Source organism: Streptomyces sp. NPDC007025, from assembly GCF_042869455.1.
Classification (GTDB): Bacteria; Actinomycetota; Actinomycetes; order Streptomycetales; family Streptomycetaceae; genus Streptomyces.
In genome coordinates this window covers 40,522-64,210 of sequence record NZ_JBIAFT010000004.1, presented here as the reverse complement: position 1 = coordinate 64,210, position 23,689 = coordinate 40,522, and the positions used below count along the sequence as shown (strand labels likewise).

General features: G+C 72.4%; 16 protein-coding genes. 14 read left to right on the top strand and 2 right to left on the bottom strand.

Translation table 11 applies throughout. The annotated features are described in order from the left end of the window. Positions 1-53 precede the first annotated feature (53 nt). The 14 genes from ACFYMO_RS09095 (at position 54) to obgE (ending at position 19,603) form a co-directional block, all read left to right on the top strand. A complete protein-coding gene (locus ACFYMO_RS09095) occupies positions 54-1,613 on the top strand; it encodes a folylpolyglutamate synthase/dihydrofolate synthase family protein (RefSeq protein ID WP_366774485.1) in 1,560 nt (519 codons plus the stop codon). Then, entirely contained in the window at positions 1,614-1,976 is a 363-nt protein-coding gene (locus ACFYMO_RS09090) for a DUF4233 domain-containing protein (RefSeq protein ID WP_388545309.1), read from the top strand. Positions 1,977-2,106: 130 nt separating this feature from the next. Further along, complete coding sequence (ndk, locus tag ACFYMO_RS09085; protein ID WP_019358134.1) at positions 2,107-2,520, top strand: nucleoside-diphosphate kinase; 414 nt, start codon at positions 2,107-2,109, stop codon at positions 2,518-2,520. Positions 2,521-2,778: 258 nt separating this feature from the next. Continuing rightward, positions 2,779-3,798 carry a rod shape-determining protein gene (locus tag ACFYMO_RS09080; RefSeq protein ID WP_366774508.1) on the top strand — a complete coding sequence of 340 codons (1,020 nt, stop codon included), beginning with the start codon at positions 2,779-2,781 and terminating at the stop codon, positions 3,796-3,798. Between the two features lie 127 nt (positions 3,799-3,925). Then, complete coding sequence (gene mreC / locus ACFYMO_RS09075) at positions 3,926-4,861, top strand: rod shape-determining protein MreC (protein ID WP_366774487.1); 936 nt, start codon at positions 3,926-3,928, stop codon at positions 4,859-4,861. A gap of 23 nt (positions 4,862-4,884) precedes the next feature. Continuing rightward, positions 4,885-5,619, top strand: a complete 735-nt coding sequence (gene mreD / locus ACFYMO_RS09070; RefSeq protein ID WP_366774509.1) for a rod shape-determining protein MreD — start codon at positions 4,885-4,887, stop codon at positions 5,617-5,619. An 85-nt stretch (positions 5,620-5,704) separates the two neighbouring features. After that, positions 5,705-8,014, top strand: coding sequence for a penicillin-binding protein 2 (gene mrdA, locus ACFYMO_RS09065; RefSeq protein ID WP_388545306.1), 2,310 nt, complete (start codon positions 5,705-5,707; stop codon positions 8,012-8,014). After that, positions 8,011-9,210: a rod shape-determining protein RodA gene (gene rodA / locus ACFYMO_RS09060; RefSeq protein ID WP_366774489.1), complete on the top strand. Its 1,200-nt coding sequence runs from the start codon at positions 8,011-8,013 to the stop codon at positions 9,208-9,210. Before mrdA ends, rodA begins: the two co-directional genes overlap by 4 nt. A gap of 159 nt (positions 9,211-9,369) precedes the next feature. Then, positions 9,370-11,295, top strand: coding sequence for a TIGR03960 family B12-binding radical SAM protein (locus tag ACFYMO_RS09055; protein WP_388545303.1), 1,926 nt, complete (start codon positions 9,370-9,372; stop codon positions 11,293-11,295). 414 nt (positions 11,296-11,709) lie between these two features. Continuing rightward, positions 11,710-12,507, top strand: a complete 798-nt coding sequence (locus ACFYMO_RS09050) for a TIGR03936 family radical SAM-associated protein (RefSeq protein ID WP_366774491.1) — start codon at positions 11,710-11,712, stop codon at positions 12,505-12,507. A 248-nt stretch (positions 12,508-12,755) separates the two neighbouring features. Then, positions 12,756-17,087 carry an Rne/Rng family ribonuclease gene (locus ACFYMO_RS09045; protein ID WP_388545300.1) on the top strand — a complete coding sequence of 1,444 codons (4,332 nt, stop codon included), beginning with the start codon at positions 12,756-12,758 and terminating at the stop codon, positions 17,085-17,087. A 256-nt stretch (positions 17,088-17,343) separates the two neighbouring features. Then, positions 17,344-17,667, top strand: coding sequence for a 50S ribosomal protein L21 (gene rplU, locus ACFYMO_RS09040; protein WP_019358143.1), 324 nt, complete (start codon positions 17,344-17,346; stop codon positions 17,665-17,667). Positions 17,668-17,680: 13 nt separating this feature from the next. Then, entirely contained in the window at positions 17,681-17,938 is a 258-nt protein-coding gene (gene rpmA, locus ACFYMO_RS09035) for a 50S ribosomal protein L27 (protein ID WP_366774493.1), read from the top strand. Positions 17,939-18,163: 225 nt separating this feature from the next. After that, positions 18,164-19,603: a GTPase ObgE gene (gene obgE, locus ACFYMO_RS09030; RefSeq protein WP_366774494.1), complete on the top strand. Its 1,440-nt coding sequence runs from the start codon at positions 18,164-18,166 to the stop codon at positions 19,601-19,603. A gap of 156 nt (positions 19,604-19,759) precedes the next feature. Here the strand turns inward: obgE and ACFYMO_RS09025 are convergent, their stop codons facing one another. After that, a complete protein-coding gene (locus ACFYMO_RS09025; protein WP_388545296.1) occupies positions 19,760-21,022 on the bottom strand; it encodes a phospholipase D-like domain-containing protein in 1,263 nt (420 codons plus the stop codon). 322 nt (positions 21,023-21,344) lie between these two features. Next, on the bottom strand, positions 21,345-23,435 hold the full coding sequence (locus ACFYMO_RS09020) for a hypothetical protein (RefSeq protein ID WP_388545293.1): 2,091 nt from the start codon (positions 23,433-23,435) through the stop codon (positions 21,345-21,347). Positions 23,436-23,689: the final 254 nt, after the last annotated feature.

The following is a 23,689-nucleotide window of genomic DNA, read 5'->3' as shown; positions in this document are numbered from 1 at the left end:
GTCTGTCCGAACGCACCCCCGTCCGCCGCCGAACCCTTACGTAGACTGGTCGCGTGAGCGACGAGCCCCAGCCCGACGAGCCCCGGCCGCACGAACCCGAGCCCCACGAGTCCGAGCCGCACGAGCCGCGGCCCGCCTCCTTCGAGGAGATCGTCGGGGAAGAGACCGACCGCGATCCCGATCTGGCGGTGATCGAGGCGGGCAGCCGCACCCTGCGGGCCCAGGCCGGGCCCCCGCAGCCGGAGCCGGTGCCCGCCCGGCCCGAGGACCCCGAGGTGGACCGGGCCCTGCGGGCGGTGGAGGAGGAGCTGGCGACCCGCTGGGGCGAGACCAAGCTGGACCCCTCGGTGCAGCGCATCGCCGCGCTGGTCGACGTGCTGGGCGAGCCGCAGCGCTCCTACCCCTCCATCCACATCACCGGCACCAACGGCAAGACCACCACGGCGCGCATGATCGAGGCCCTGCTGGGCACCTTCGAGCTGCGGACGGGGCGCTACAGCTCCCCGCACGTGCAGTCGATCACCGAGCGCATCAGCGTCGACGGCGCGCCGCTCTCGGCCGAGCGCTTCATCGAGACCTACGAGGACGTCAAGCCGTACGTCGAGATGGTGGACGCGCAGCAGGACTACCGGCTCTCCTTCTTCGAGGTCCTCACCGCGATGGCCTACGCCGCGTTCGCCGACGCGCCGGTGGACGTGGCCGTCGTCGAGGTCGGCATGGGCGGCACCTGGGACGCGACCAACGTCATCGACGCGGGTGTCGCCGTCATCACCCCCATCTCCCTCGACCACACCGACCGGCTCGGCGACACGCCCGAGCGGATAGCTCAGGAGAAGTCCGGGATCGTCAAGCCGGACGCCACCGTGGTGCTCGCCCAGCAGCCGGTGGAGGCGGCCTCCGTCGTGCTGAAGAAGGCCGTGGAGGTGGACGCCACCGTCGCCCGCGAAGGCATGGAGTTCGGCGTGGTCTCCCGGCAGCTCGCCGTCGGCGGCCAGCAGCTCACGCTGCGCGGCCTGGGCGGGGAGTACCCGGACATCTTCCTCCCGCTGCACGGCGCGCACATGGCGCACAACGCGTGCGTGGCGCTGGCCGCCGTGGAGGCGTTCTTCGGCATCGGCCAGCAGCAGGCCCGCACCCTCGACATCGACGTGGTCCGCGAGGCGTTCGCCGCGGTCTCCTCGCCCGGCCGCCTGGAGCTGGTGCGCAACAGCCCCCCGGTGCTGCTGGACGCGGCGCACAACCCGGGCGGGGCCCTCGCCACGGCCGAGGCCGTCAGCGAGGCGTTCGACTTCAGCCGGCTCGTCGGAGTCGTGGCCCCCAGCGCCGACAAGGACGTGCGCGGACTGCTGGAGGCGTTCGAACCGATCTTCGCGGAGATCGTCGTCACCCGGAACTCCAGCCACCGTTCGATGGACGTGGACGAGCTCGCCGCGCTCGCCGTGGAGGTCTTCGGCGACGAGCGGGTCCAGGTGGAGCCGCGGCTGGACGCGGCGCTGGAGGAGGCGGTCACCCTCGCCGAGGAGGAGGGCGAGTACGCCGGGGCCGGGGTGCTGGTCACCGGCTCGGTCATCACGGTCGGCGAGGCCCGGCTGCTGCTCGGCGGGGGGCGCTGAATGCGAACGCTGTGCGCGTCCACGCTGATCGGCGAGTTCTTCGTCATCGGTTTCGCCGGATTGGTCGCGATGCAGACGAGTGAGCTTTCGGCGGCCACCGTCTGGACGGTCAGCGGGATCGCCATGGTGCTGTGTCTGCTGCTGTGCGGCGTCCTCACCCGTCCGGGTGGCGTCCAGCTCGGCTGGGCGCTCCAGATCGCCCTGGTGGCCAGCGGGTTCGTGGTCCCCGCGATGTTCTTCCTGAGCGCCTGTTTCGCCGGACTCTGGTGGGCTTCGGTGCACTTCGGCCGGAAGGTCGACGAGGCGAAGGCGCGCTTCGCGGCAGCGGCCGCGGCGACGGGCGAGGCCGAGCCCGCCGGCTGAGGCGCGGGTGGCACCCGCCGAGGCGGCGGGTGCCACCCGGGCGGCGGAAAAGTGCTCCCCGGCGTCGGAGCGGCCGCGGGCCGCAGGTAGCCTCTGCTCACCGTACGACCGCAGCCAAGGAGCCGCACGCATGACCCAGCGCACCCTCGTCATCCTCAAGCCCGATGCCGTCGCACGCGGTCTGGTGGGCGAGATCATCGGCCGTATCGAGCGCAAGGCGGGGTGGACGATCGCGGCCATGGAGCTGCGTACGCTGGAGCGGGCCGCGCTGGAGCAGCACTACGCCGAGCACGAGGGCCGCCCGTTCTACCAGCCGCTGATGGAGTTCATGGCCTCCGGCCCGTCCGTCGTCGCGGTCGTCGAGGGCGAACGGGTGATCGAGGGAGTGCGGGCGCTGGCCGGGCCGACGGACCCGATCGCGGCCCCCGCCGGGTCGGTGCGCGGAGATTTCGGCACCATTGTGCGGGAGAATCTCATCCACGCCTCGGACTCGGAGGAGTCGGCCGCGCGGGAGATGAAGATCTTCTTCCCCCGATTCTCCTGAGCCGGGCCTCGCCCGCCGCCGAATCGACCGCCTGAGGCGGAATGGACCGGGGCTCGGCTCCGACACGACGTCACCATTACGGTGGCCGTTCGGACTTCCGCCGACAATGGCGGAGGAACCGTCTCCACGTGTTCGAGCAACCGCGTCTACGATGGAAGCCTCGCGTTTCGAGCATGCCGGCGAGGTACTCCACATCCTTCCGTAGCCGCACACCACATCGCCCCACTTGGAAGGCCAGACGCATCCATGGGAACCAATATGTCGTTCATCGGCCGTGATATGGCTGTCGACCTCGGGACCGCCAACACGCTGGTGTACGTCAGGGGTCGCGGGATCGTCCTCAACGAGCCGTCCGTCGTCGCGATCAACACCAACACCGGCGGAATCCTCGCGGTCGGCGCCGAGGCGAAGAAGATGATCGGCCGCACCCCTGGCAACATCGTGGCCGTCAGGCCCCTGAAGGACGGCGTGATCGCCGACTTCGAGATCACCGAGCGGATGCTCCGCTACTTCATTCTGAAGATCCACAAGCGGCGCTATCTCGCCCGGCCCCGCGTGGTGGTGTGCGTGCCCTCCGGTATCACCGGAGTCGAGCGCCGCGCCGTCATCGAGGCGTCCACCCAGGCGGGTGCCCGCCAGGTGCACATCATCGAGGAGCCGATGGCCGCGGCGATCGGCTCCGGGCTGCCCGTCCACGAGGCGACCGGCAACATGGTGGTGGACATCGGCGGCGGCACCACCGAGGTCGCCGTGATCTCGCTGGGCGGCATCGTCACCGCGCAGTCCATCCGGGTGGCGGGTGACGAGCTCGACAACGCGATCATCCAGCACATCAAGAAGGAGTACAGTCTCCTCCTCGGCGAACGCACCGCCGAGAGCATCAAGATCACCATCGGCTCGGCGCACGACCTCGACAAGGACGAGCACACCGAGATCCGCGGCCGCGACCTGGTCAGCGGGCTCCCCAAGACCGTGGTGATCTCCGCGACCGAGGTCCGCAGGGCCATCGAGGAGCCGGTCAACGCGATCGTCGATGCGGTCAAGACCACCCTCGACAAGTGCCCGCCGGAGCTGTCCGGCGACGTGATGGACCGCGGCATCGTGCTCACCGGCGGTGGCGCGCTGCTGCGCGGTCTGGACGAGCGGCTCCGCCGGGAGACGGGGATGCCCATCCACATCGCCGAGGACCCGCTGGACTCGGTCGCGCTCGGCTCCGGCAAGTGCGTCGAGGAGTTCGAGGCCCTCCAGCAGGTGCTCGACGCGCAGCCGCGCCGCTGAGCCCCGAGCGCGCGCCGGTGCGCAACAACTGACCGTTCACGCGGCGGGTCGTTCGAACGCAGTGGCGGCCCCCGCCATGCACCCCGCCCAGGCGGGGCTGCCCCACAGAAAGGCACGGCCGCCGCACGTGAGGGACACACGAGAAAGCCGGCTGCTGCTCGTCCTGCTGATTGCCATCGCGTTCGCACTGATCACGGTGGACCTCAGAGGGGGCGAGCAGTCTCCGCTCGACGGAGCGCGGCGGTCCGCCGCCTCCGTCCTTGGCCCGGTAGAGAACGGTATGGCCTCGGCCGTCGACCCCGTCGGCAACGCCGTCGCCGCCGTCCGCGACTCGGGTGCCCGCCACGACAGACTCAGCCGGCTGGAGCAGGAGAACGCGGCGCTGCGGCAGAAGCTCGGCTCCAGCGACCGCAACCGGGCCCGGGCCAAGGAACTGGACAAGCTGCTCAAGACCGCCGGAGCGGGCGGCTACGGTGTCAAGGGCGCCCAGGTCGTCGCGATCGGCGCGGCCCAGGGGTTCTCCTGGACCGTCACCATCGACGCGGGCCGCGAGGACGGGCTGCGCCGCGACATGACCGTGCTGAACGGCGACGGACTGGTCGGCCGGCTGACCACCGTCGGGCCCTCCAGCTCCACCGTGCTGCTGGCCAACGACCCCGACTTCACCGTCGGCACCCGGTTGGAGAAGAGCAACGAGCTGGGCTTCGCCACCGGGCGCGGCGGCGACGCGCTGTCCGTCCAGCTCCTGAACGGCAAGGCCAAGGTGAAGAAGGGCGACCGGCTGGTCACCTTCGGCTCCAGCGACGACAAGCCGTTCGTCCCCGGCGTCCCGGTCGGCGAGGTCACCAAGGTCAACCGGCACCAGGGCGACCTCACCCGGACGGTACGGGTGCGGCCCTACGTGGGCTTCACCCGACTGGACGTGGTCGGCATCGTCGTCAAGCCGCCGCGCAAGGACCCGCGTGACGAGGTCCTCAAGTCCAAGAAACCCCCGAAGCCCAAGCCCGCCCCCACCGTGACCGTCACCAAGACGCCCGGCGCCACCTCCTCGCCCAGGAGCTGATCCCCGTGCACCTCCTCAACCGGATGCTGCTCTCGGCCGCTCTCGTGGTCGTCGCCCTGATGCTGCAGGTCACCGTGCTGGCCAGACTCCAGCTTCCCGGCGCCGTGCCCGATCTGCTGCTGCTCGTCGTCCTGGGCCTCGCACTGGTCTACGGCCACACCGCCGGCGCCCTGGTGGGCTTCGCCGCCGGGCTGCTGGCCGACATCGCCCCACCCGCCGATCACGCGGTGGGCCGCTACGCGCTGGTGCTCTGCCTGATCGGCTACGCCGCCGGGCTGACCAAGCCGGAGGGCGGGCAGCACCGCTCGGCCACCGTGCCGATGCTCGTCGTCGCCTCCGCCGCCATCGGCTCCACCCTGCTGTACGCCGGGGTCGGCGCCCTGGTCGGGGACACCGTGGCCCGCCCCGACGGACTCGGCGGACTGTTGCTCACCGCCACCCTCTACGACCTGCTGCTGGCGCCGTTCGTGGTCCCGCTGATCATGTCCCTGGCGCGGCGCGGCGAGAAGGACCCGATCGGGGCCGAACCCGGCGGCGGCAGCGCGGACGGCGGGATGCGCGCCTACGGCTGGCTCACCTCCGGCGGGAGCCTGGACGCCCGGCTCGGTGGCGGGGTGTTCGGCAAGAGCGGCAGCGGCAGCGTGTTCGGCAAGGGCGGCAAGGGGCTCAAGACCGGAAAGCGGACCTCGCGCAACAAGGCCGTGAGCCTCAGCGGCCGCGGCAAGGCCGGGAAGATCAAGGGGGTCAAGCGGCTGTGAGGCGCGCCCGCACCCTTCTCCGCCCCCCGCCCGCCGGCCACGACCACCGGCCCGACCACCGCCCTTCGAGGAGGCGTTGCGCGCCGTGACCAACATTCCCGAGACCGGCCGCTCCTCCCGCGTCACCATCCGGCTGGTCGCCATCCAGATCCTGGTGCTGTCGCTGCTGCTGACGCTGGGCGGCCGACTGTGGTACCTCCAGATCCGCAACGGCGACGAATACCAGAAGGAGGCCAAGGGCAACCACGTCCAGCAGGTCGTCGAACCCGCCACCCGCGGCTCGATCCTGGACGCGCGGGGCGTACCCATCGCCGACAACGAGACCCGCCTGGTGGTCTCGGCCTCCCGCACCGAGCTGATGAAGCAGGACGACGACGGCAAGGCCGTCCTGGAACGGCTCGCCAAGGTCCTGGACATGTCGCCCAGGACGGTCAGGGAGAAGGTGCGGCTCTGCAACGCGGAGACCCCGCAGCCGTGCTGGAACGGCTCCCCCTACCAGCCGATCCCGGTCACCGACGACGCCGAGCCCAAGCAGGCCCTGCAGATCCGGGAGCGCTCCGAGGACTTCCCCGGCATCACCGCCGAGCCGGAGGCCGTCCGGCGCTACCCGGCCCCGCACGGCGCCAACACCTCGCAGGTGCTCGGCTACCTCTCGCCCGTCACCGACGACGAGATCGAGAAGGCCAAGGACACCGACTCGCCGTTCCTGGCCTCCGACGAGGTGGGCCGCAACGGCCTGGAGCGGTCCTACGACAGCGAATTGCGCGGCTCCTCGGGTGTCACCCGCTACGAGGTGGACAACCTCGGACGCGTGATGGGTGAGGCCGACCGGGACAAGGCCCGCCCCGGCTCGAATCTGATCACCTCCATCGACTCGCGGCTCCAGGCTGTTGCCGAGAAGCAGCTCGACAAGGCGATGAAGGACGCCCGCAAGAAATTCGACAAGAATACCGGCCGCAACTACAAGGCCGACGCGGGCGCCGTCGTGGTGATGGAGAACAAGACGGGGCGGGTGGTCTCCATGGCCTCCAACCCCGAGTACGACCCCAACGCCTGGGTCGGCGGCATCTCCGGCAAGGAGTACGCGAAGCTCACCGGGAAGAAGTCCAACTACCCGCTGCTCAACCGCGGGATCCAGGGCCTGGCGGCGCCGGGCTCCATCTTCAAGGTCATCTCCACCTCCGCGGCCGTCAAGGCCGGCTACCCGTTCGACGGCCGCTACAACTGCTCCTCGGACTTCGAGGTGGGCGGCCAGGTCTTCAAGAACTTCGAGTCGGAGAGCTTCGGCGGCATCAACCTCGGCCGGGCGCTGGAGGTCTCCTGCGACACCGTCTTCTACCGCCTCGCCTACAAGGAGTGGAAGAAGGACGGCGGGAACCTGCCCAAGAAGGGCGCGAAGGACTGGTTCTACAAGACCGCCCACCAGTTCGGCCTCGGCGACAAGACCGGCATCGACATCCCCAACGAGGTCGAGGGCCGCATCCCGGACCGCCAGTGGAAGAAGGACTACTGGAAGGCCAACAAGGACGCCTGGTGCAAGCAGGCCGACAACGCCGGCGACGACCCCAGCTACGCCGAGAAGATCGCCAAGGAGAACTGCGTCTCCGGCATGAAGATGCGGGCCGGTGACAGCGTCAACTACTCCATCGGCCAGGGCGACACCCTGGTCACCCCGATCCAGATGGCCACGATCTACGCGGCGCTCGGCAACGGCGGCACCCTGAACGACCCCACCATCGGCAAGGCCGTCGTCAGCCCCGACGGCAAGTCCGTCAAGGAGATCGAGCCGCATGCGCACGGCAAGCTGCCGGTGAACGGCAGGACCCTCCGCAAGATCGACAAGGGCCTCCAGGGCGTGGCCACCCACGGCACGGCGGCCTGGCGGTTCGGCGAGGCCGGCTGGCCGCAGAACAAGATCAAGATCCGGGCCAAGACCGGTACCGCCGAGGTCGCGGGCAAGCAGACCACCTCCTGGCTGGCCACCTACACCGACGACTTCACCGTCGTCATGACCATCTCCCAGGGCGGCACCGGCTCCGGCGCCTCCGGCCCCGCCGTACGCGAGATCTACAACGCCATGTACGGCGTCGGCTCCGACGGCGGCATCGACAAGAAGAAGGCCCTGCTGCCCAAGCCGCAGACCAAGCTGCCGAAGATCGACAAGGACGGCGCCATCGTCGCCCAGCGCGACAAGCGGTCCGCCGACGACCCCTCCAAGAGCCCCTCCGCCTCGCCGTCCGGTCAGGGCCCCTCCACCGCACCGCCCGGCGAGACCCCCGAGACCCGGCGCGAGGGCGAGGCCGCACGCAACGAGGGCGAGCAGCAGCAGCGCCGCCGGGACGGCGCCCAGCAGGCCGGCGCAACCCGCGAGTCCGCCGGAGGTGACCGCCCATGACCAGCCGGACGTTCGCACTCGGCGGCTACGGACCGCGCCGCCGCTCGGCCTGGGACCGGCTGACCGCACGGGACTCCGTCGTGTGGCGGATGGACTGGGTCATCCTGCTCTCCGGGGTCGCCCTCGCGATCATCGGATCGCTGCTGGTCTACTCCGCCACCCGCAACCGCACCGAACTCAACCAGGGCGACCCGCGGTACTTCCTGGTCCGGCACGTCATCAGCCTGGGCATCGGCATCGCACTGATGATCGGCACCGTCTGGCTCGGCCACCGCAGACTCCGCAGCGCCGTCCCCGTGCTCTACGGCCTCACCGTGCTGCTCGCGCTCTGCGTCCTCACCCCGCTCGGTGCCACCATCAACGGATCGCGCGCCTGGCTGAACCTCGGCGGCGGCTTCACCGTCCAGCCCGCCGAGTTCATCAAGATCACGGTGATCCTCGGGATGGCCATGCTGCTGGCCGCCAAGGTCGACGCGGGCGACCAGGACCACCCCGACCACCGCACCGTGCTGCACGCGCTCGGCATGGCAGCCCTGCCCATCGCGGTCATCCTGGCCATGCCGGACCTCGGCTCGGTGATGGTGCTCGTCGTCATCGTGCTCGCCGTCCTGCTCGCCTCCGGCGCCTCCAACCGCTGGGTCATCGGACTGTGCCTGGCCGGAGCCGGGGGAGCGGTGCTGGTGTGGACGCTCGGCCTGCTGGACGAGTACCAGATCAACCGGTTCGCCGCGTTCGCCAATCCGGCACTCGACCCGGCGGGCGTCGGCTACAACACCAACCAGGCCCGCATCGCCATCGGTTCCGGCGGCCTCACCGGCAAGGGCCTCTTCGAGGGCACCCAGACCACGGGCCAGTTCGTCCCCGAGCAGCAGACGGACTTCGTCTTCACCGTCGCGGGCGAGGAACTCGGCTTCGTGGGCGGCGGGCTGATCCTCGTGCTGCTGGGTGTGCTCATCTGGCGCGCCTGCCGGATCGCCCGGGAGTCGTCCGAGCTCTACAGCACCATCGTCGCGGCGGGCGTGATCGCCTGGTTCGCCTTCCAGGCGTTCGAGAACATCGGCATGACGCTCGGCATCATGCCGGTGGCCGGCCTGCCGCTGCCGTTCGTCTCCTACGGCGGCACCTCCATGTTCGCGGTCTGGATCGCCGTCGGACTGCTGCAGTCGATCCGCACCCAACGCCCGATAGCGGCATAGCCGCAGCCCTGCTGCGCGCCGCAACCCCGCCCGCACCGCTGTGCTCCGCCCCTCCCGAGGGCCGCGCACAGCGGCGCGGGCGCACGGCCATCCGGACGGCCCGGGCCAACCGTTACTCTGGACGACTGGCCCTGTCCTCCGTACGAAAGCGCGCCCCAGATGCCCGTCGAGTCGGTCTTCCCTCAGCTAGAGGCCCTCCTCCCGCACGTCCAGAAGCCGATCCAGTACGTGGGCGGTGAGCTGAACTCCACCGTCAAGGACTGGGACGCGACGGACGTCCGCTGGGCGCTGATGTACCCGGACGCCTACGAGGTCGGTCTGCCCAACCAGGGCGTCATGATCCTCTACGAGGTGCTCAACGAACGCGAGGGCGTGCTGGCCGAGCGCACCTACAGCGTCTGGCCGGACCTGGAGAAGCTGATGCGGGAGCACGACGTCCCGCAGTTCACCGTCGACGCGCACCGCCCGGTCGGCGCCTTCGACGTGCTCGGCGTCTCCTTCTCCACCGAGCTGGGCTACACCAACCTGCTCACCGCCCTCGACCTCTCCGGCGTCCCGCTCCACGCCCGGGACCGCACCGAGGACCACCCGATCGTGATGGCGGGCGGTCACGCCGCGTTCAACCCGGAGCCCGTCGCCGACTTCCTGGACGTCGCGGTGATCGGTGACGGTGAGCAGGCCGTGCTGGAGGTCACCGAGATCATCCGGGCCTGGAAGGCCGAGGGGCGCCCCGGCGGCCGGGACGAGCTGCTGCTGCGGCTCGCGAAGACCGGCGGCGTGTACGTGCCGCGCTTCTACGACGTCGAGTATCTGGTCGACGGCCGGATCTCCCGCGTCGTGCCGAACCGCTCCGGCGTCCCGTGGCGGGTGAGCAAGCACACCGTGATGGACCTGGACGAGTGGCCCTACCCCAAGCAGCCGCTGGTCCCGCTCGCCGAGACCGTCCACGAGCGGATGTCGGTGGAGATCTTCCGCGGCTGCACCCGCGGCTGCCGCTTCTGCCAGGCGGGCATGATCACCCGCCCGGTCCGGGAGCGCTCCATCACCGGCATCGGCGAGATGGTCGACAAGGGCCTGAAGAACACCGGATTCGAGGAGGTGGGGCTGCTCTCCCTCTCCTCCGCCGACCACAGCGAGATCGGCGACGTCGCCAAGGGCCTCGCCGACCGCTACGAGGAGGACAAGGTCGGTCTGTCCCTGCCCTCCACCCGGGTGGACGCCTTCAACATCGACCTGGCCAACGAGCTGACCCGCAACGGCCGCCGCTCCGGCCTCACCTTCGCCCCCGAGGGCGGCAGCGAGCGCATCCGCAAGGTCATCAACAAGATGGTCTCCGAGGAGGACCTGATCCGCACCGTCGCCACCGCCTACGGCAACGGCTGGCGCCAGGTGAAGCTCTACTTCATGTGCGGGCTGCCCACCGAGACCGACGAGGACGTCCTGCAGATCGCCGACATGGCCACCCGCGTCATCGCCAAGGGCCGCGAGGTCGCCGGCTCCAACGACATCCGCTGCACCGTCTCCATCGGCGGCTTCGTCCCCAAGCCGCACACCCCCTTCCAGTGGGCACCGCAGCTCTCGCCCGAGGAGACCGACGCGCGGCTGGCAAAGCTGCGCGACGCGATCCGCGCGGACAAGAAGTACGGCCGCTCCATCGGCTTCCGCTACCACGACGGCAAGCCCGGCATCGTCGAGGGCCTGCTCTCCCGCGGCGACCGCCGCCTCGGCGCGGTGATCCGCGAGGTCTACGAGCGCGGCGGCCGGTTCGACGGCTGGCGTGAGTACTTCTCCTACGACCTGTGGATGGAGTCGGCCGCCGAGGCGCTGCGCGACGCGGACGTCGACGTCGACTGGTACACCACCCGCGAGCGCTCCTACGAGGAGGTGCTCCCCTGGGACCACCTCGACTCCGGCCTGGACAAGGACTGGCTCTGGGAGGACTGGCAGGACGCCCTCGACGAGACCGAGGTCCCGGACTGCCGCTGGGACCCCTGCTTCGATTGTGGAGTGTGTCCTCAGATGGACACGGAGATCCAGATCGGCCCGACGGGCAAGAAGCTGCTGCCGCTGACCGTGGTGCAGTAGCCCTGCTCCGCTCCGCCCCGCCCGGGCGGGCCGGGGACTCGGTGCGTCCGCCGTCCGTAGCGGGCAGGGCCCGCTGCACCCGCCCGGGAGGCCGCGTTCGACTGAGCGGCGGCCCTCGCCGCGGGGCAGCCGCGTACCCTGGGCGGCAGGATCATCCGCACGGACCCGGGCCTCGGGGGCCGGCGGCCCGGACGAAACCCCGGGCCCGGCCCGCCGGACGTGCCCGGCGGCCGCGGGCGACGGCCCCGCCACCCGGGGGCGCCACCGCGGCGGTGCGTGCGGACTTCCGCCTCCGTACACGACGCACAGGACACATCCGTCAGACGAGGGCGGCCGCGCCTCGCGCGACGCCCGGCACCGAGGAGAGAACCACTGGGCAAGCGACAGCCCGAAGGCCCGCCGCCCGCACCTGCTGTGCAGCGCCTCCGCCTGCGCTACACGAAGCGGGGCCGCCTTCGGTTCACCAGCCACCGCGACTTCCAGCGCGCCTTCGAGCGGGCCCTGCGCCGCGCCGAGGTACCCATGGCGTACTCCGCCGGTTTCACCCCGCATCCCAAGGTCAGCTACGCGAACGCCGCCCCCACCGGCACCGGCAGCGAGGCGGAGTACCTGGAGATCGGCCTCGTCCGGCACCGTGACCCCGAGGAGCTGCGCGCCCAGCTCGACGCGTGCATGCCCGACGGCCTCGACCTCGTCGACGTGGTCGAGGCGCACGGCTCCGACTTCAGCGACCGGCTCCAGGCCTCTGTGTGGGAGATCCGGCTCGACGGCGTCTCCCCGGCGCAGGCGCAGCGGGCGGTGGCGGCCTTTCTGGCCGCGGGGACCGTCGAGGTGCAGCGGCAGACCAAGAAGGGCGTCCGCTCCTTCGACGCCCGGGCCGCCGTCCGCTCGCTGACCGCCACCGCGCGGCCCGCCGGGGCTGACATCGCCACCGGCACCGATAGGCCGGGCGAGGGGGCCTGTGCGATACTGCGCCTGGTAGTACGACACGTGACACCTGCCGTACGACCCGACGACGTCCTGTCCGGTCTCCGCGCTACGGCCGACCTGGCGCCGCCGGTCCCCGCAGCGGTGACCAGGCTGGCGCAGGGGCCGCTCGATGAGGAGACCGGCACGGTGACCGACCCGTTCGCACCTGACCGCGACGCGCTTCCGGGGCCCATCGGCTCAGGGGTTTCCAGCGCCGCGACGGTGCCGGGCGGCACCGCGTAGGGCAGCCGCCGAAGCCGCGCCGCCGCCGACGACGCACGCCAGGGAGCCACCCGGGCCGCCGTACGGCAGGCGAACGCACAGACCAGCAGACTTTCGCCGTAGCCGGGCCGGACAAGGGCCGGAACCGGCGAGTGACACGAACAGCTCCCGTGCGGCGCCCGCGCCCCGGAGAGCGGCCCACCCCAAGGGTGAGCCGCCCCGGACCCCACGAGCGCGGCGCCCGGGAGCGTGACGGGAGAACCGCCCGCATGCTTGAACCAACTGAATCCAACGAATCGGCGGCGCCCACAGCCGGAGCCGCCGCCTCCGCGGAAGCCTCCGAGGCCACCGTCCCCGGTGCCGCCGGTCCCTCCGGCGGTTCGGCCGCCGACCGCGGCAGCACCGTCGGCGGTGGAACCGCCGGGGCCCCCGAGACCGCCGGTGGCGCCCTCAGCACCCCGAGCGACACACTGCCGCCGCGCCGTCGGCGTGCCGCCAGCCGCCCCGCGGGGCCGCCCGCCGCGGACGCCGGCGACGCCGGTGACCGGCCGTCGCCCGTGCGGGACAGTGCCGCCGACGGTTCGCAGGACGCCGGGTCCCGGGACGACTCCGGGGACCCCCCGGCCCCGGCCGCCCGGCCGCGCCGCCGCGCCACCCGCAAGGCCACCGCGCCCGCCGGAGCACCGGCCCCGGCCGAGCCCGCCGCGCAGCCGGAGGCCGCAGAGCAGACCGCCCCCGCCGCGCAGCCGGAGGTCGCTGGCGGCACTGTCGAGGTCGGCACCGAACCGCCGAAGGCCGCCGGCCGCCGCCGGGCCACCCGCAAGGCCACCGCGCCCGCCGGTTCGCCCGCTCCGGCAGCCGGAGCCGAAGCCGAGCCCGCGGCCGCCGCCGGGGCGAGCGCTGACGCCGAGGAGCCGAAGCCCCGTACCCGCCGCCGCGCCACCAGCCGCCGGGCGGCCGAAGGCGCCGAGGCGGCCGAGCAGGAGAAGCCCGCGACGGCCCGCCGCCGGAGCAGCCGGGAGACGACGGCAGCCGCCGAGTCCGCGGAGAGCACCGGGACCGCGGAGTCCGCAGCGCCCGCACGGAGCGCGGGAGCAGACGACTCCGGTGCGGCCGGGTCGGAAGCCGCCGAGTCCAAGCCGCGCAGCCGCCGCCGCGCGGGCACCCGCAAGACCGCGGCCGCCGAGTCCGGGGCCGAGTCGCAGACCGGGACGCCCGCGGAGGCCGCTGCCGACACCGCCGCCGAGCCCCCGGCCGAGCCCGCGCCCGCCGCGCGTACCCGGCGCCGGGCGACGCGGGCCGGTTCCGCGCCCGCCGCCGAGGCGGAGCAGAGCCCCGCCGACACCGCCGGGGCGGCCGAGGGCGGCAAGCCGGCCAGGACGAGCCGGAAGGGCAAGGCGGCCAAGGCCGCCGAGGTGCAGGAGGAGTCCGCCGCGCCGCAGGCCGACGGGAAGCCGGCCGCCGGCGGGAAGTCCGAGGCCGCGGAGAAGTCCGAGGCCGCCGGGAAGTCCGAGGCCCGCGCCGGCCGCCGGAAGCGGGCCGCGCCGCCGGTGGCGATGTTCCAGCCGCCCGTCTTCACCGAGCCCGCCTTCCAGACTCCGCAGTCCGCCGCCGCGGCGGCCGAGGCGGAGCGCCGCGCGGAGGCCCGGTCGCAGGAGGAGCCGGAGGACGAGGGCGCGGACCGGGAGGAGACGCAGCCCACCCGGCGTCGGCGCCGCCGCGCGGACTCCGGTGAGCAGCAGCCCGCCGCCCGGGACGAGCAGGACCGCGACACCGCCGACGAGCAGTCCGAGGGTTCGGAGAGTGCCGAGGGCGAGGAGCAGGAGGGCGCCCGGGGCGAGGAGCGCCCCGCGCGCCGCCGCCGCAGGGGTGGTCGCCGTCGGCGCCGCGGCGAGGGCGCGGAGCAGGCCGAGGGCGCCGAGGGCGAGGAGCGGGATGACCGCTCCGGGTCCGCGGAGGAGTCCGCGGCGGCCGAGCCGGCCGGAGCGGATGCTGCCGAGGACGCCGAAGGCGAGGAGGCCGAGGCCGCCTCCTCGGGCGGCTCCAGCAGCAGCTCGCGCCGCCGTCGCCGACGCCGCCGCCGGTCCGGTGACGCGGACGGTTCCGGGAACGAGCCCACCACTCAGGACGACCCCGAGCGCACCGTCGTCAAGGTCCGCGAGCCGCGCAAGAAGAAGGACGAGCCGGCCGACGAGGTGCAGGCCATCAAGGGCTCCACCCGGCTGGAGGCCAAGAAGCAGCGCCGTCGCGAGGGCCGCGAGCAGGGCCGCCGCCGGGTGCCGATCATCACCGAGGCGGAGTTCCTGGCCCGTCGCGAGGCCGTCAAGCGGGAGATGGTCGTCCGGCAGAGCGGGGAGCGTACCCAGATCGCCGTCCTCGAGGACGACGTGCTGGTCGAGCACTTCGTCAACAAGGAGCAGTCGACCTCGTACGTCGGCAATGTCTACCTCGGCAAGGTGCAGAACGTGCTGCCGTCGATGGAGGCCGCGTTCGTCGACATCGGCAAGGGCCGCAACGCCGTGCTGTACGCGGGCGAGGTCAACTTCGAGGCGCTGGGCATGGCGAACGGCCCGCGCCGGATCGAGACCGCGCTCAAGTCGGGCCAGTCGGTGCTGGTGCAGGTCACCAAGGACCCGATCGGCCACAAGGGTGCGCGGCTGACCAGCCAGGTCTCGCTGCCGGGCCGCTACCTGGTCTATGTGCCCGAGGGCTCCATGACGGGCATCAGCCGCAAGCTCCCCGACACGGAGCGCTCGCGGCTCAAGCAGATCCTCAAGCGGGTCGTCCCCGAGGGTGCCGGTGTGATCGTGCGCACGGCGGCCGAGGGCGCCAGCGAGGACGAGCTGCGCCGCGACGTCGAGCGGCTGCAGGCCCAGTGGGAGGAGATCCGGAAGAAGTCCCAGAAGGGCAACGCGCCCACGCTGCTCTACGGCGAGCCGGACATGACCGTCCGCGTGGTGCGCGACATCTTCAACGAGGACTTCTCCAAGGTCACCGTCAGCGGCGCCGAGGCGTGGGAGACCATCCACGGCTATGTCTCGCACGTGGCTCCCGATCTCAGCGACCGGCTGCAGAAGTGGACGTCGGACGTGGACGTCTTCGCCACGTACCGCATCGACGAGCAGCTCGCCAAGGCGCTGGACCGCAAGGTGTGGCTGCCCAGCGGCGGCTCGCTGGTGATCGACCGGACCGAGGCGATGATCGTCGTCGACGTCAACACCGGGAAGTTCACCGGCCAGGGCGGAAACCTGGAGGAGACGGTCACCAGGAACAACCTGGAGGCGGCCGAGGAGATCGTGCGCCAGCTGCGGCTGCGCGACCTCGGCGGCATCATCGTGATCGACTTCATCGACATGGTCCTGGAGTCCAATCGCGATCTGGTGCTGCGCCGGCTGCTGGAGTGCCTGGGCCGGGACCGCACCAAGCACCAGGTGGCGGAGGTCACCTCGCTGGGCCTGGTGCAGATGACCCGCAAGCGGGTCGGCCAGGGGCTGCTGGAGTCGTTCTCCGAGCAGTGCGTGCACTGCAACGGGCGCGGCGTCATCGTGCACCTGGACCAGGCCGTGGCCGCCGGTGGCGGCGGCAAGAAGGGCAAGAAGGGCAAGAAGGGCGACAGCAAGGCCGAGGCCAAGGCGGAAGGCAAGTCGGAGCCGAAGACCGGCGACCGGCAGGCCGCGGAGGCGCAGCCCGAGCCCTCGCCCGCCACCGCTCCGGCGGCCGCCGCGGTGGAGCCCTCCGAGGCGGCTGCCGAGGCGGCCGATGTCACCGCGCCGGTACCGGTCGAGTTCGTGCCGGACGAGGAGCTCTTCAGCAGCGCTGCCGAGGCGGAGGCCGCCGCGGCCGCGGCACGCGGAGGACGTTCGCGGCGGCGCGGCAGCCGGAAGGCGAGCGCCCCCGCGGGTGCGCCCCGGACCGGCGGCGAGGCCTCCCGGGCCGCCGAGGTGGTCGAGCCGGCCGCACCGGAGCCGGAAGCCCGGCCCGCCGCGGCCGGGCCCGCTCCGGCGTCGGCGGAGCCCGCGGTCGCGGCCGAGCCCGCAGCGGCGGCCGCCGCTGCGGAAGCGGCACCGGAGCCCGCGGCCCGGCCCCGCCGCCGGGCGACGCGCAAGGCGAGCGCGCCCGCCGGTGCGCCGCGCACGGGTGACGACACTGCCGCCGTGCTGGTCGTCGCGGCGGACGAGGCGGCCGCGCCGGCCGCTGCCGCCGAGCCCGTGCCGGCGGCCGGCGAGGTCGTCACGGATGCGGCTCCGGTTCGCCCGCGGCGGCGGGTGACCCGCACGGTCACCGCCACCGCCCCGGAGGAGGAGGCCGCGGCTCCGGCGAAGAAGACCGCCGCGAAGAAGGCGGTCAAGAAGGCCCCGGCGAAGAAGGCGGCGGCCAAGAAGACCGCCGCGAAGAAGACGGCGGCCAAGACGGCGGCCAAGTCGGCGGACAAGGCGGACAAGGCGGCCGAGAAGCCCGCCAAGTCGGCGGAGAAGGCGGCCGGCAAGGCGGCGGCGAAGAAGACCGCGAAGAAGACCGCCAAGAAGACGGCCACCAGGAAGACGGCCGCGGCCGAGCAGGAAGGCGGGGCCTCGGTCTCCGCCTCCGCCTCCGAGGAATGACCCGTACCGGGCGGGGAGGGCCAGGCTCTCCCCGCCCGCGGCGGGCGGGGGACGCGGTCGGACCTCCAGGTCCGTATGGGGTACCCTTGACCATCGGCGTGTCCTGACCAGGGCGCGCTGCTCCTGAGCACATCCCTCCCGGTTCCGTTCGGTTCCCGGGAGAGGCCGCTCAATCCTTCCGGATCAGTTCCGCGCGCTCTCGCGCGGACGGGCGGCTGGCGTCAGGAGTTCCGACACGAGCGAGAGAGAGTTCCGCGTGTACGCGATCGTGCGCACCGGCGGGCGCCAGCAGAAGGTCTCTGTGGGCGACGTCATCGAGGTTGACCGTATTTCCGAGAGCAAGGTCGGCGACAGCGTCGAGCTCTCGACCCTGCTCGTCGTCGACGGTGACGCGGTCACCAGCGACCCCTGGGTCCTGGCGGGCGTGAAGGTCCAGGCCGAGGTGGTGGACCACCACAAGGGCGACAAGATCCGGATCCAGAAGTACAAGAACAAGACCGGGTACAAGAAGCGCATCGGTCACCGCCAGCTCCACACCGCGCTGAAGGTCACCGACATCCCCGCCCCGGCCAAGAAGTAAGGACTGAGGAGAGATGGCACACAAGAAGGGCGCATCGTCCACCCGGAACGGTCGCGACTCCAACCCGCAGTACCTCGGCGTGAAGCGCTTCGGCGGTCAGGTCGTCAACGCGGGTGAGATCCTGGTCCGCCAGCGCGGCACCCACTTCCACCCGGGCACGGGCGTCGGCCGCGGCGGCGACGACACCCTGTTCGCGCTGGACGCGGGTGCGGTGCAGTTCGGCACCCACCGCGGCCGCAAGGTCGTGAACGTCGTCCCGGCCGCTCGGTAAGCAGCCGGACGGCACACTCTCCACACCGAGGGCGGACTCCATCTCCCGTGCGCGCGGCCCGCGCACGGGAAGCGGGTCCGCCCTCGGCGCGTTCGGGCCGGGGGCCGTCGGCGGACGACCCCCGGACCGGGACGGCGCCGGGGACGCGGACAGCGTTCCCGCGCGACGGGGCTCGCACGGAGCCGCGGCACCACCACCCCAGAGCACGCCTTGGAGGCACCCCCTATGACCACCTTCGTGGACCGCGTCGAGCTGCATGTCGCCGCGGGCAGCGGTGGGCACGGCTGCGCCTCCGTGCACCGGGAGAAGTTCAAGCCGCTGGGCGGCCCCGACGGCGGCAACGGCGGCCGCGGCGGTGACGTGGTGTTCGTCGTCGACCCGGACGTGACCACGCTGCTGGACTACCATCACAGCCCGCACCGCAAGGCCACCAACGGCCGGCCCGGTGAGGGCGGGCACCGCTCGGGACAGGACGGCAAGGATCTGGTGCTGCCGGTACCGGACGGCACCGTCGTCCTCGACCGGCACGGCGAGGTGCTGGCCGACATGGTCGGCGCCGGCACCACCTTCGTCGCGGGCCGGGCGGGCCGCGGCGGACTCGGCAACGCGGCGCTGGCCTCCGCCCGGCGCAAGGCGCCCGGGTTCGCGCTGCTGGGCGAGCCCGGCGAGACCCGGGACGTCGTCCTGGAGCTGAAGACGGTCGCGGACGTCGCGCTGGTCGGCTATCCGAGTGCGGGCAAGTCCTCGCTGATCTCGGTGCTCTCCGCGGCCAAGCCGAAGATCGCCGACTACCCCTTCACGACGCTGGTGCCCAACCTCGGTGTGGTCACCGCCGGGGGATCGGTCTTCACCATCGCGGACGTGCCGGGTCTGATCCCCGGCGCCAGCGAGGGCAGGGGCCTCGGCCTGGAGTTCCTGCGGCACGTCGAGCGCTGCTCCGTGCTGGTCCATGTGCTGGACTGCGCCACGCTGGAGACCGACCGCGACCCCGTCTCCGACCTGGACGTGATCGAGGCGGAGCTGGCCCGCTACGGCGGTCTGGAGGACCGGCCGCGGGTCGTCGTCCTCAACAAGACCGACATCCCCGAGGGGAAGGACCTGGCCGACATCATCCGGCCCGATCTGGAGGAGCGCGGCTTCCCCGTCCTGGAGGTCTCCGCCGTCTCGCGGCAGGGACTCAAGGAGCTGTCGTACGCGCTGGCCGGTCTGGTGGACCAGGCGCGCGCGGCACGTCCGGCGCAGGAGTCCACCCGGGTCGTCATCCGGCCCAAGGCCGTCGACGACGCGGGCTTCACGGTGACCCGGATCGAGGACGGCTTCTTCCGGGTGCGCGGGGAGAAGCCCGAACGCTGGGTGCGGCAGACCGACTTCAACAACGACGAGGCGGTCGGCTACCTCGCCGACCGGCTCGCCCGCCTCGGTGTCGAGGACGAGCTGTGGAAGGCGGGGGCCCGCGAGGGCGACGGCGTCGCGATCGGCGACGAGGAGAACGCCGTGGTCTTCGACTGGGAGCCCACCATGGTCACCGGCGCCGAGATGCTCGGCCGCCGGGGCGAGGACCAGCGCATGGACGCGCCCCGTCCGGCCGCGCAGCGCCGCCGGGACCGTGAGGCGGAGCGGGACGAATCCCTGGGTGCCTACGAGGACTTCGACCCCTTCGAGTGAGGACCGGCCGCGGCCGTCACCGGCGCGCGGCCGTCCGCAGGGCAGTCCCCCCGGCCCGCGGCACCATGGCCGGGGCACCGGCACACCGCGGGGACGGCCGGGCTCCCCGCCGCCCCGCGGCCGGGCCCCCGCCCCTGCCGTCCCGCGGGTGTGCCGTCAGTCCTCCGGCTGCGGACTCACGCCCTTGCAGCGGGGGGTGTCGTCGGCGAGCCCGGGGCGGGCCGCGGCCCGCAGCCGCAGGAACCGGCGCAGGTAGGCGTCGTGCACCGCCGGATCGTCGACCTTCAGCAGCGTCTCGTCGTTCTTGGTCAGGGCCGGGCCCGAGTAGTTGTGGCTGCCGGTCCACACCAGGGCGCCGGCGGCCCCCGCGTAGCGGCCGGAGATCAGCAGCGTCTTGGAGTGGACGACCTCCCGCGAGGTCGCGGGATCGCCGTCGTCGTCGTAGTGCAGGCAGCGCATGGCCGGACCACCGGGTGCGTGCAGCGCCTCCCAGGTGCCGGGGGAGCCGGTGCTGTCCTCGCTGTCGCTCTCGGCGTAGACGATGTCCACGGCGCAGCCCTGCCGTTGCAGCTCGGCGAGCTTGTCGGCGACGCCCTGCCGGGTGAGTTTGAACATGGCCAGCCGGACGCTGGTTCGATGGCTGCCGCGGGCGTCGCTCCAGCGGCAGGTGACGTTGTCCAGGAGGGCGCGCACGGTGTCCCCGCCGTCCGGCCGGGGGAAGAAGTAGCCGGTGTAGGGGGCGGCAGCGGTGCGGGTGTAGCGCCAGTCGCGCCAGTCGGCCACCGCGGCGTTGTCGAAGTACCGGCTGTAGGCCGCGTGGAGGCGGGCCTGCAACACGACCAGCGCGTCGTTCCAGAACTTGGTGTAGCTGCCGGTGGACAGGTTCGAGGAGGTCTGTACGACGACGTTCCGTAAGCCGCCGGTGTGCGAGAAGAGCCAGAACTTGTTGTGCGCGATCGACGGGCCCGCGCCTGGCCTGCCCAGGCAGGACTTCCCCTCGGGGCAGAGCGCGACGAAGGAGCGCTTCGACCGGTCGGTGCCCAGCGCCTTGCGGAGGATGCCGTAGGAGGTACTGGAGGGCATCGCGCTCACGCTGGACTCGTCCAGCAGCACCCGGACCCGCACGTGCCGCCCGGCCGCGGTGTGGGCCGCGGCCAGCGCGCGCGCCACCTCGGCGTCCCAGAAGTGGTACAGGGCGACCTTGATGGTGGAGCGGGGGGCCGCGGCCTTGATCCGGGCCAGCAGGTCGCTGCGGATGGCGCGCTGCTGGGCGGCCGTTCCGTCGGGCTGATTGAACACCGGCCCGGTGCCCGGTCCCTTGCCCGGCAGGGCGGCCGCCGCGGGGGCGGGAGCGGCGAGGTGCAGCCCCGCGCAGAGGAGCAGGGCGAGTGGTGCTGCGGCGGTTCTCGGGTGTCTCACGTGCGTCCCCTCCTGGCTGGTGGTGCGGGGCCCGGCGGATGGTGCGGGGTTGCGGGCCGGGCCGCCAGCGAGCGTAGGGACGTGCGGTCGCCGCTTTCAGGGCATTGAGCCACCTTCTGGTGCTGATGTGATGAGTGGGATACCGAGAGACGGAAGGGCCCCGAGAGGTGAACTCCTCTCGGGGCCCCGCACCGTTCCGCGCTCCTGTGCGCCGGTGTGCTGTCCCTGCGCCACCCGTAGGGGTGGCAGTGCCGGATACGCGGTTGCCGGATGCGGGATCAGCCCCGCGAGCCGGTCCGGCGCGCAGCCGACGGCCGACGGCTCAGGTCGAGACCGCGTCCTCCGGATCCGCCGTGCCCGGCGCCTCCAGCTCGGCCTCCTCGGCGGCCTCCTGGAGCTCGCGCTGCCCGGGGATCTCCGCCGTGCGCCGCGCGACGCGCACGTTGCGCGCCTCGGCCTCGGCCGCCAGCTCCAGCGCGGCGGCGTTGAAACGGACCAGCGAGGGCGGGTCCGAGGGGCCCAGCAGATGGGTCTTCAGCTCCCGGCGGGCCTGCGCCATGGTGTCCTTCTCCGGGGCGCGGACCGACTCCAGCAGCTCCGGGAGCTGCCGCGCGTCGGGGCTGAGCACGGTGCCGGCCCGCACGGTCGGGAAGGTGCCCCGGAACTCGTCCTCGGTCATCCCGCTGGTGTTGGCGACCGCGTACGGCTTCTCGCTGGTGAGGTAGTCCGAGACCACCGAGGAGACGTCCGAGACGAGCAGGTCGGCCTGGTTGAAGCAGGTGAAGATCCCGGGCCGCGGGCCGTCGACGATCTGGTGCTCCCAGTCGGGGAAGGACGCCCAGTAGGCCGCCTCCCACGCCTCGGTCGCCGCGCGCACCCGCTCGGCATTGCCGTCCTCGGGCGTGCCCTGGATCTTCATCCGCTCCATCTCGTCCGCGCTGGCGCGGAAGGCCGTGGTGGAGAGCCGGTCCAGCTCCGCGGTGCGCCGCTCCAGCTCGGCCGCGGCCTCCGCACCGCGCCGCGGGCCGTTGCGGGCCGCGTTCGCCTGGGTGATCAGGGCGCGGATGCGCTGGTCGGCTGCGCCGGCCCGCGGGTCGACCGAGCCGGTCATCGGGTGCGGTTTGTACAGCAGCCGTACCTTCGGGTCGGCCAGCAGCGCCTTGACGATGTTCTCGCCGGCCAGTCGCACCGAGGTGTTGCCCGGGTTGCCGTCCCAGCCCTCCCAGGTGGGGGCGTACAGCACCGTGGTGTACCCGTCCCGGGCGGCGGCGCGCTCGTCGGCGTGCCGGATGGGGGTGAGCTGGGGGCGGCCGACCTCGACGATGTCCTTGTCGTCCACGCCGACCTCGGCGAGCCGGTAGCGCTCGCGGGCGGCTTCTCCGGCGACCCACACCTGGTCGTAGGCCTTGGCGTAGGGGTTGCAGGAGGAGAGTTTGTCGGACTCGCCGTGGTTGATGAAGGCGTGCTTGAGGGTGGGGATCCGCAGGACCTGGGAGGTCTTGCCGGAGTTGGCCGGGTGCAGCAGCACCTTGAGCGTGGAGTGCTCCAGGTGCATCAGATGCGAGACCTTGGGGATGCAGACGATCGGGACGTCGGTGGCGTCGATCTTCTGCACCATGAACCGCTCCCGCAGCACGAGCAGCGGCCGCCCCTCCAGCTCCGCCAGCGTGGAGAGCCACATGTTCGCCTGGTACGCCGACGTCGTCCCGCCCGAGAAGTACATCCCCGTGGTCGGCTTGTACCGTGCCAGCCACGCGTCCAGCCAGGCCATCACCTCCTGCTCGCCCTTGGAGCGCTTCTTCGGCAGCAGCCAGGTGGCCAGATAGAAGGCGCTGCCCAGGGAGAGCAGCAGGGTGCAGCTCACGCCGACGAGCCCCCACTCCTCCACCGCCAGGCTCGCGCTGAGCGTCAGGCCCAGGGTGCCGGGGATGGAGAAGCGCAGCAGCCTGCGGCTGGGCTGGCGGGCCAGCAGGCGGGACGGCGCGTGGGTGAGGTGGAGCGACGAGGTGTCGATGTTGCGCGTGACGACCGGCAGGGTGCGGGTGCGGCGCACGAGCTGGGCCACCGCCTGGCACAGGAAGTGCGCGGCGTAGGAGGCCAGCAGCAGCAGGGTGAGCGGACGCTCTATGTCCGGCGGTACCTCCGGGATCCGGACCAGGCCGATGATCACCAGCATGTCGCGGAGGAGCTGCCGCGTGGTGACATCGAAGCGGACCTTCCCCAGCAGCGCCAGCAGCCCCGGCTGCCGGTGTGTCAGGTACAGGTCGAGGGCGAGTCCCGCCAGCGAGGCGGCGACGAAGACGGGCACGTTCGGCAGCAGCGCTCCGGCGAGCTGCACGGTGTAGAACACCGCGAGCGCGAGCAGGGCCGCGAGCTGCACGGCGCGTCGTGTGGCGAGTCCGGCAGAGGGCACGGGCTGGGCTCCTGGCATGGAGATAGAGGGTCTGCGAAGGGGGTGGCCGGTGGCGGTGGCCGAGGTCGACCCCTGACGGTATGACGCCCGTGGGTCAAGTGACAATCTTCGACGCCGCAGGATGGGCGCTTACCTGGTCAAACGTAACCATCCTCACGCGTCCGTTGCGTGAAACGGATGAGCGGCCCGGACCGGCGCTGACGTAGATTGCGACCCGAGAGCACGGCGGGTCACGGCTCCACCGGGCGCACCCG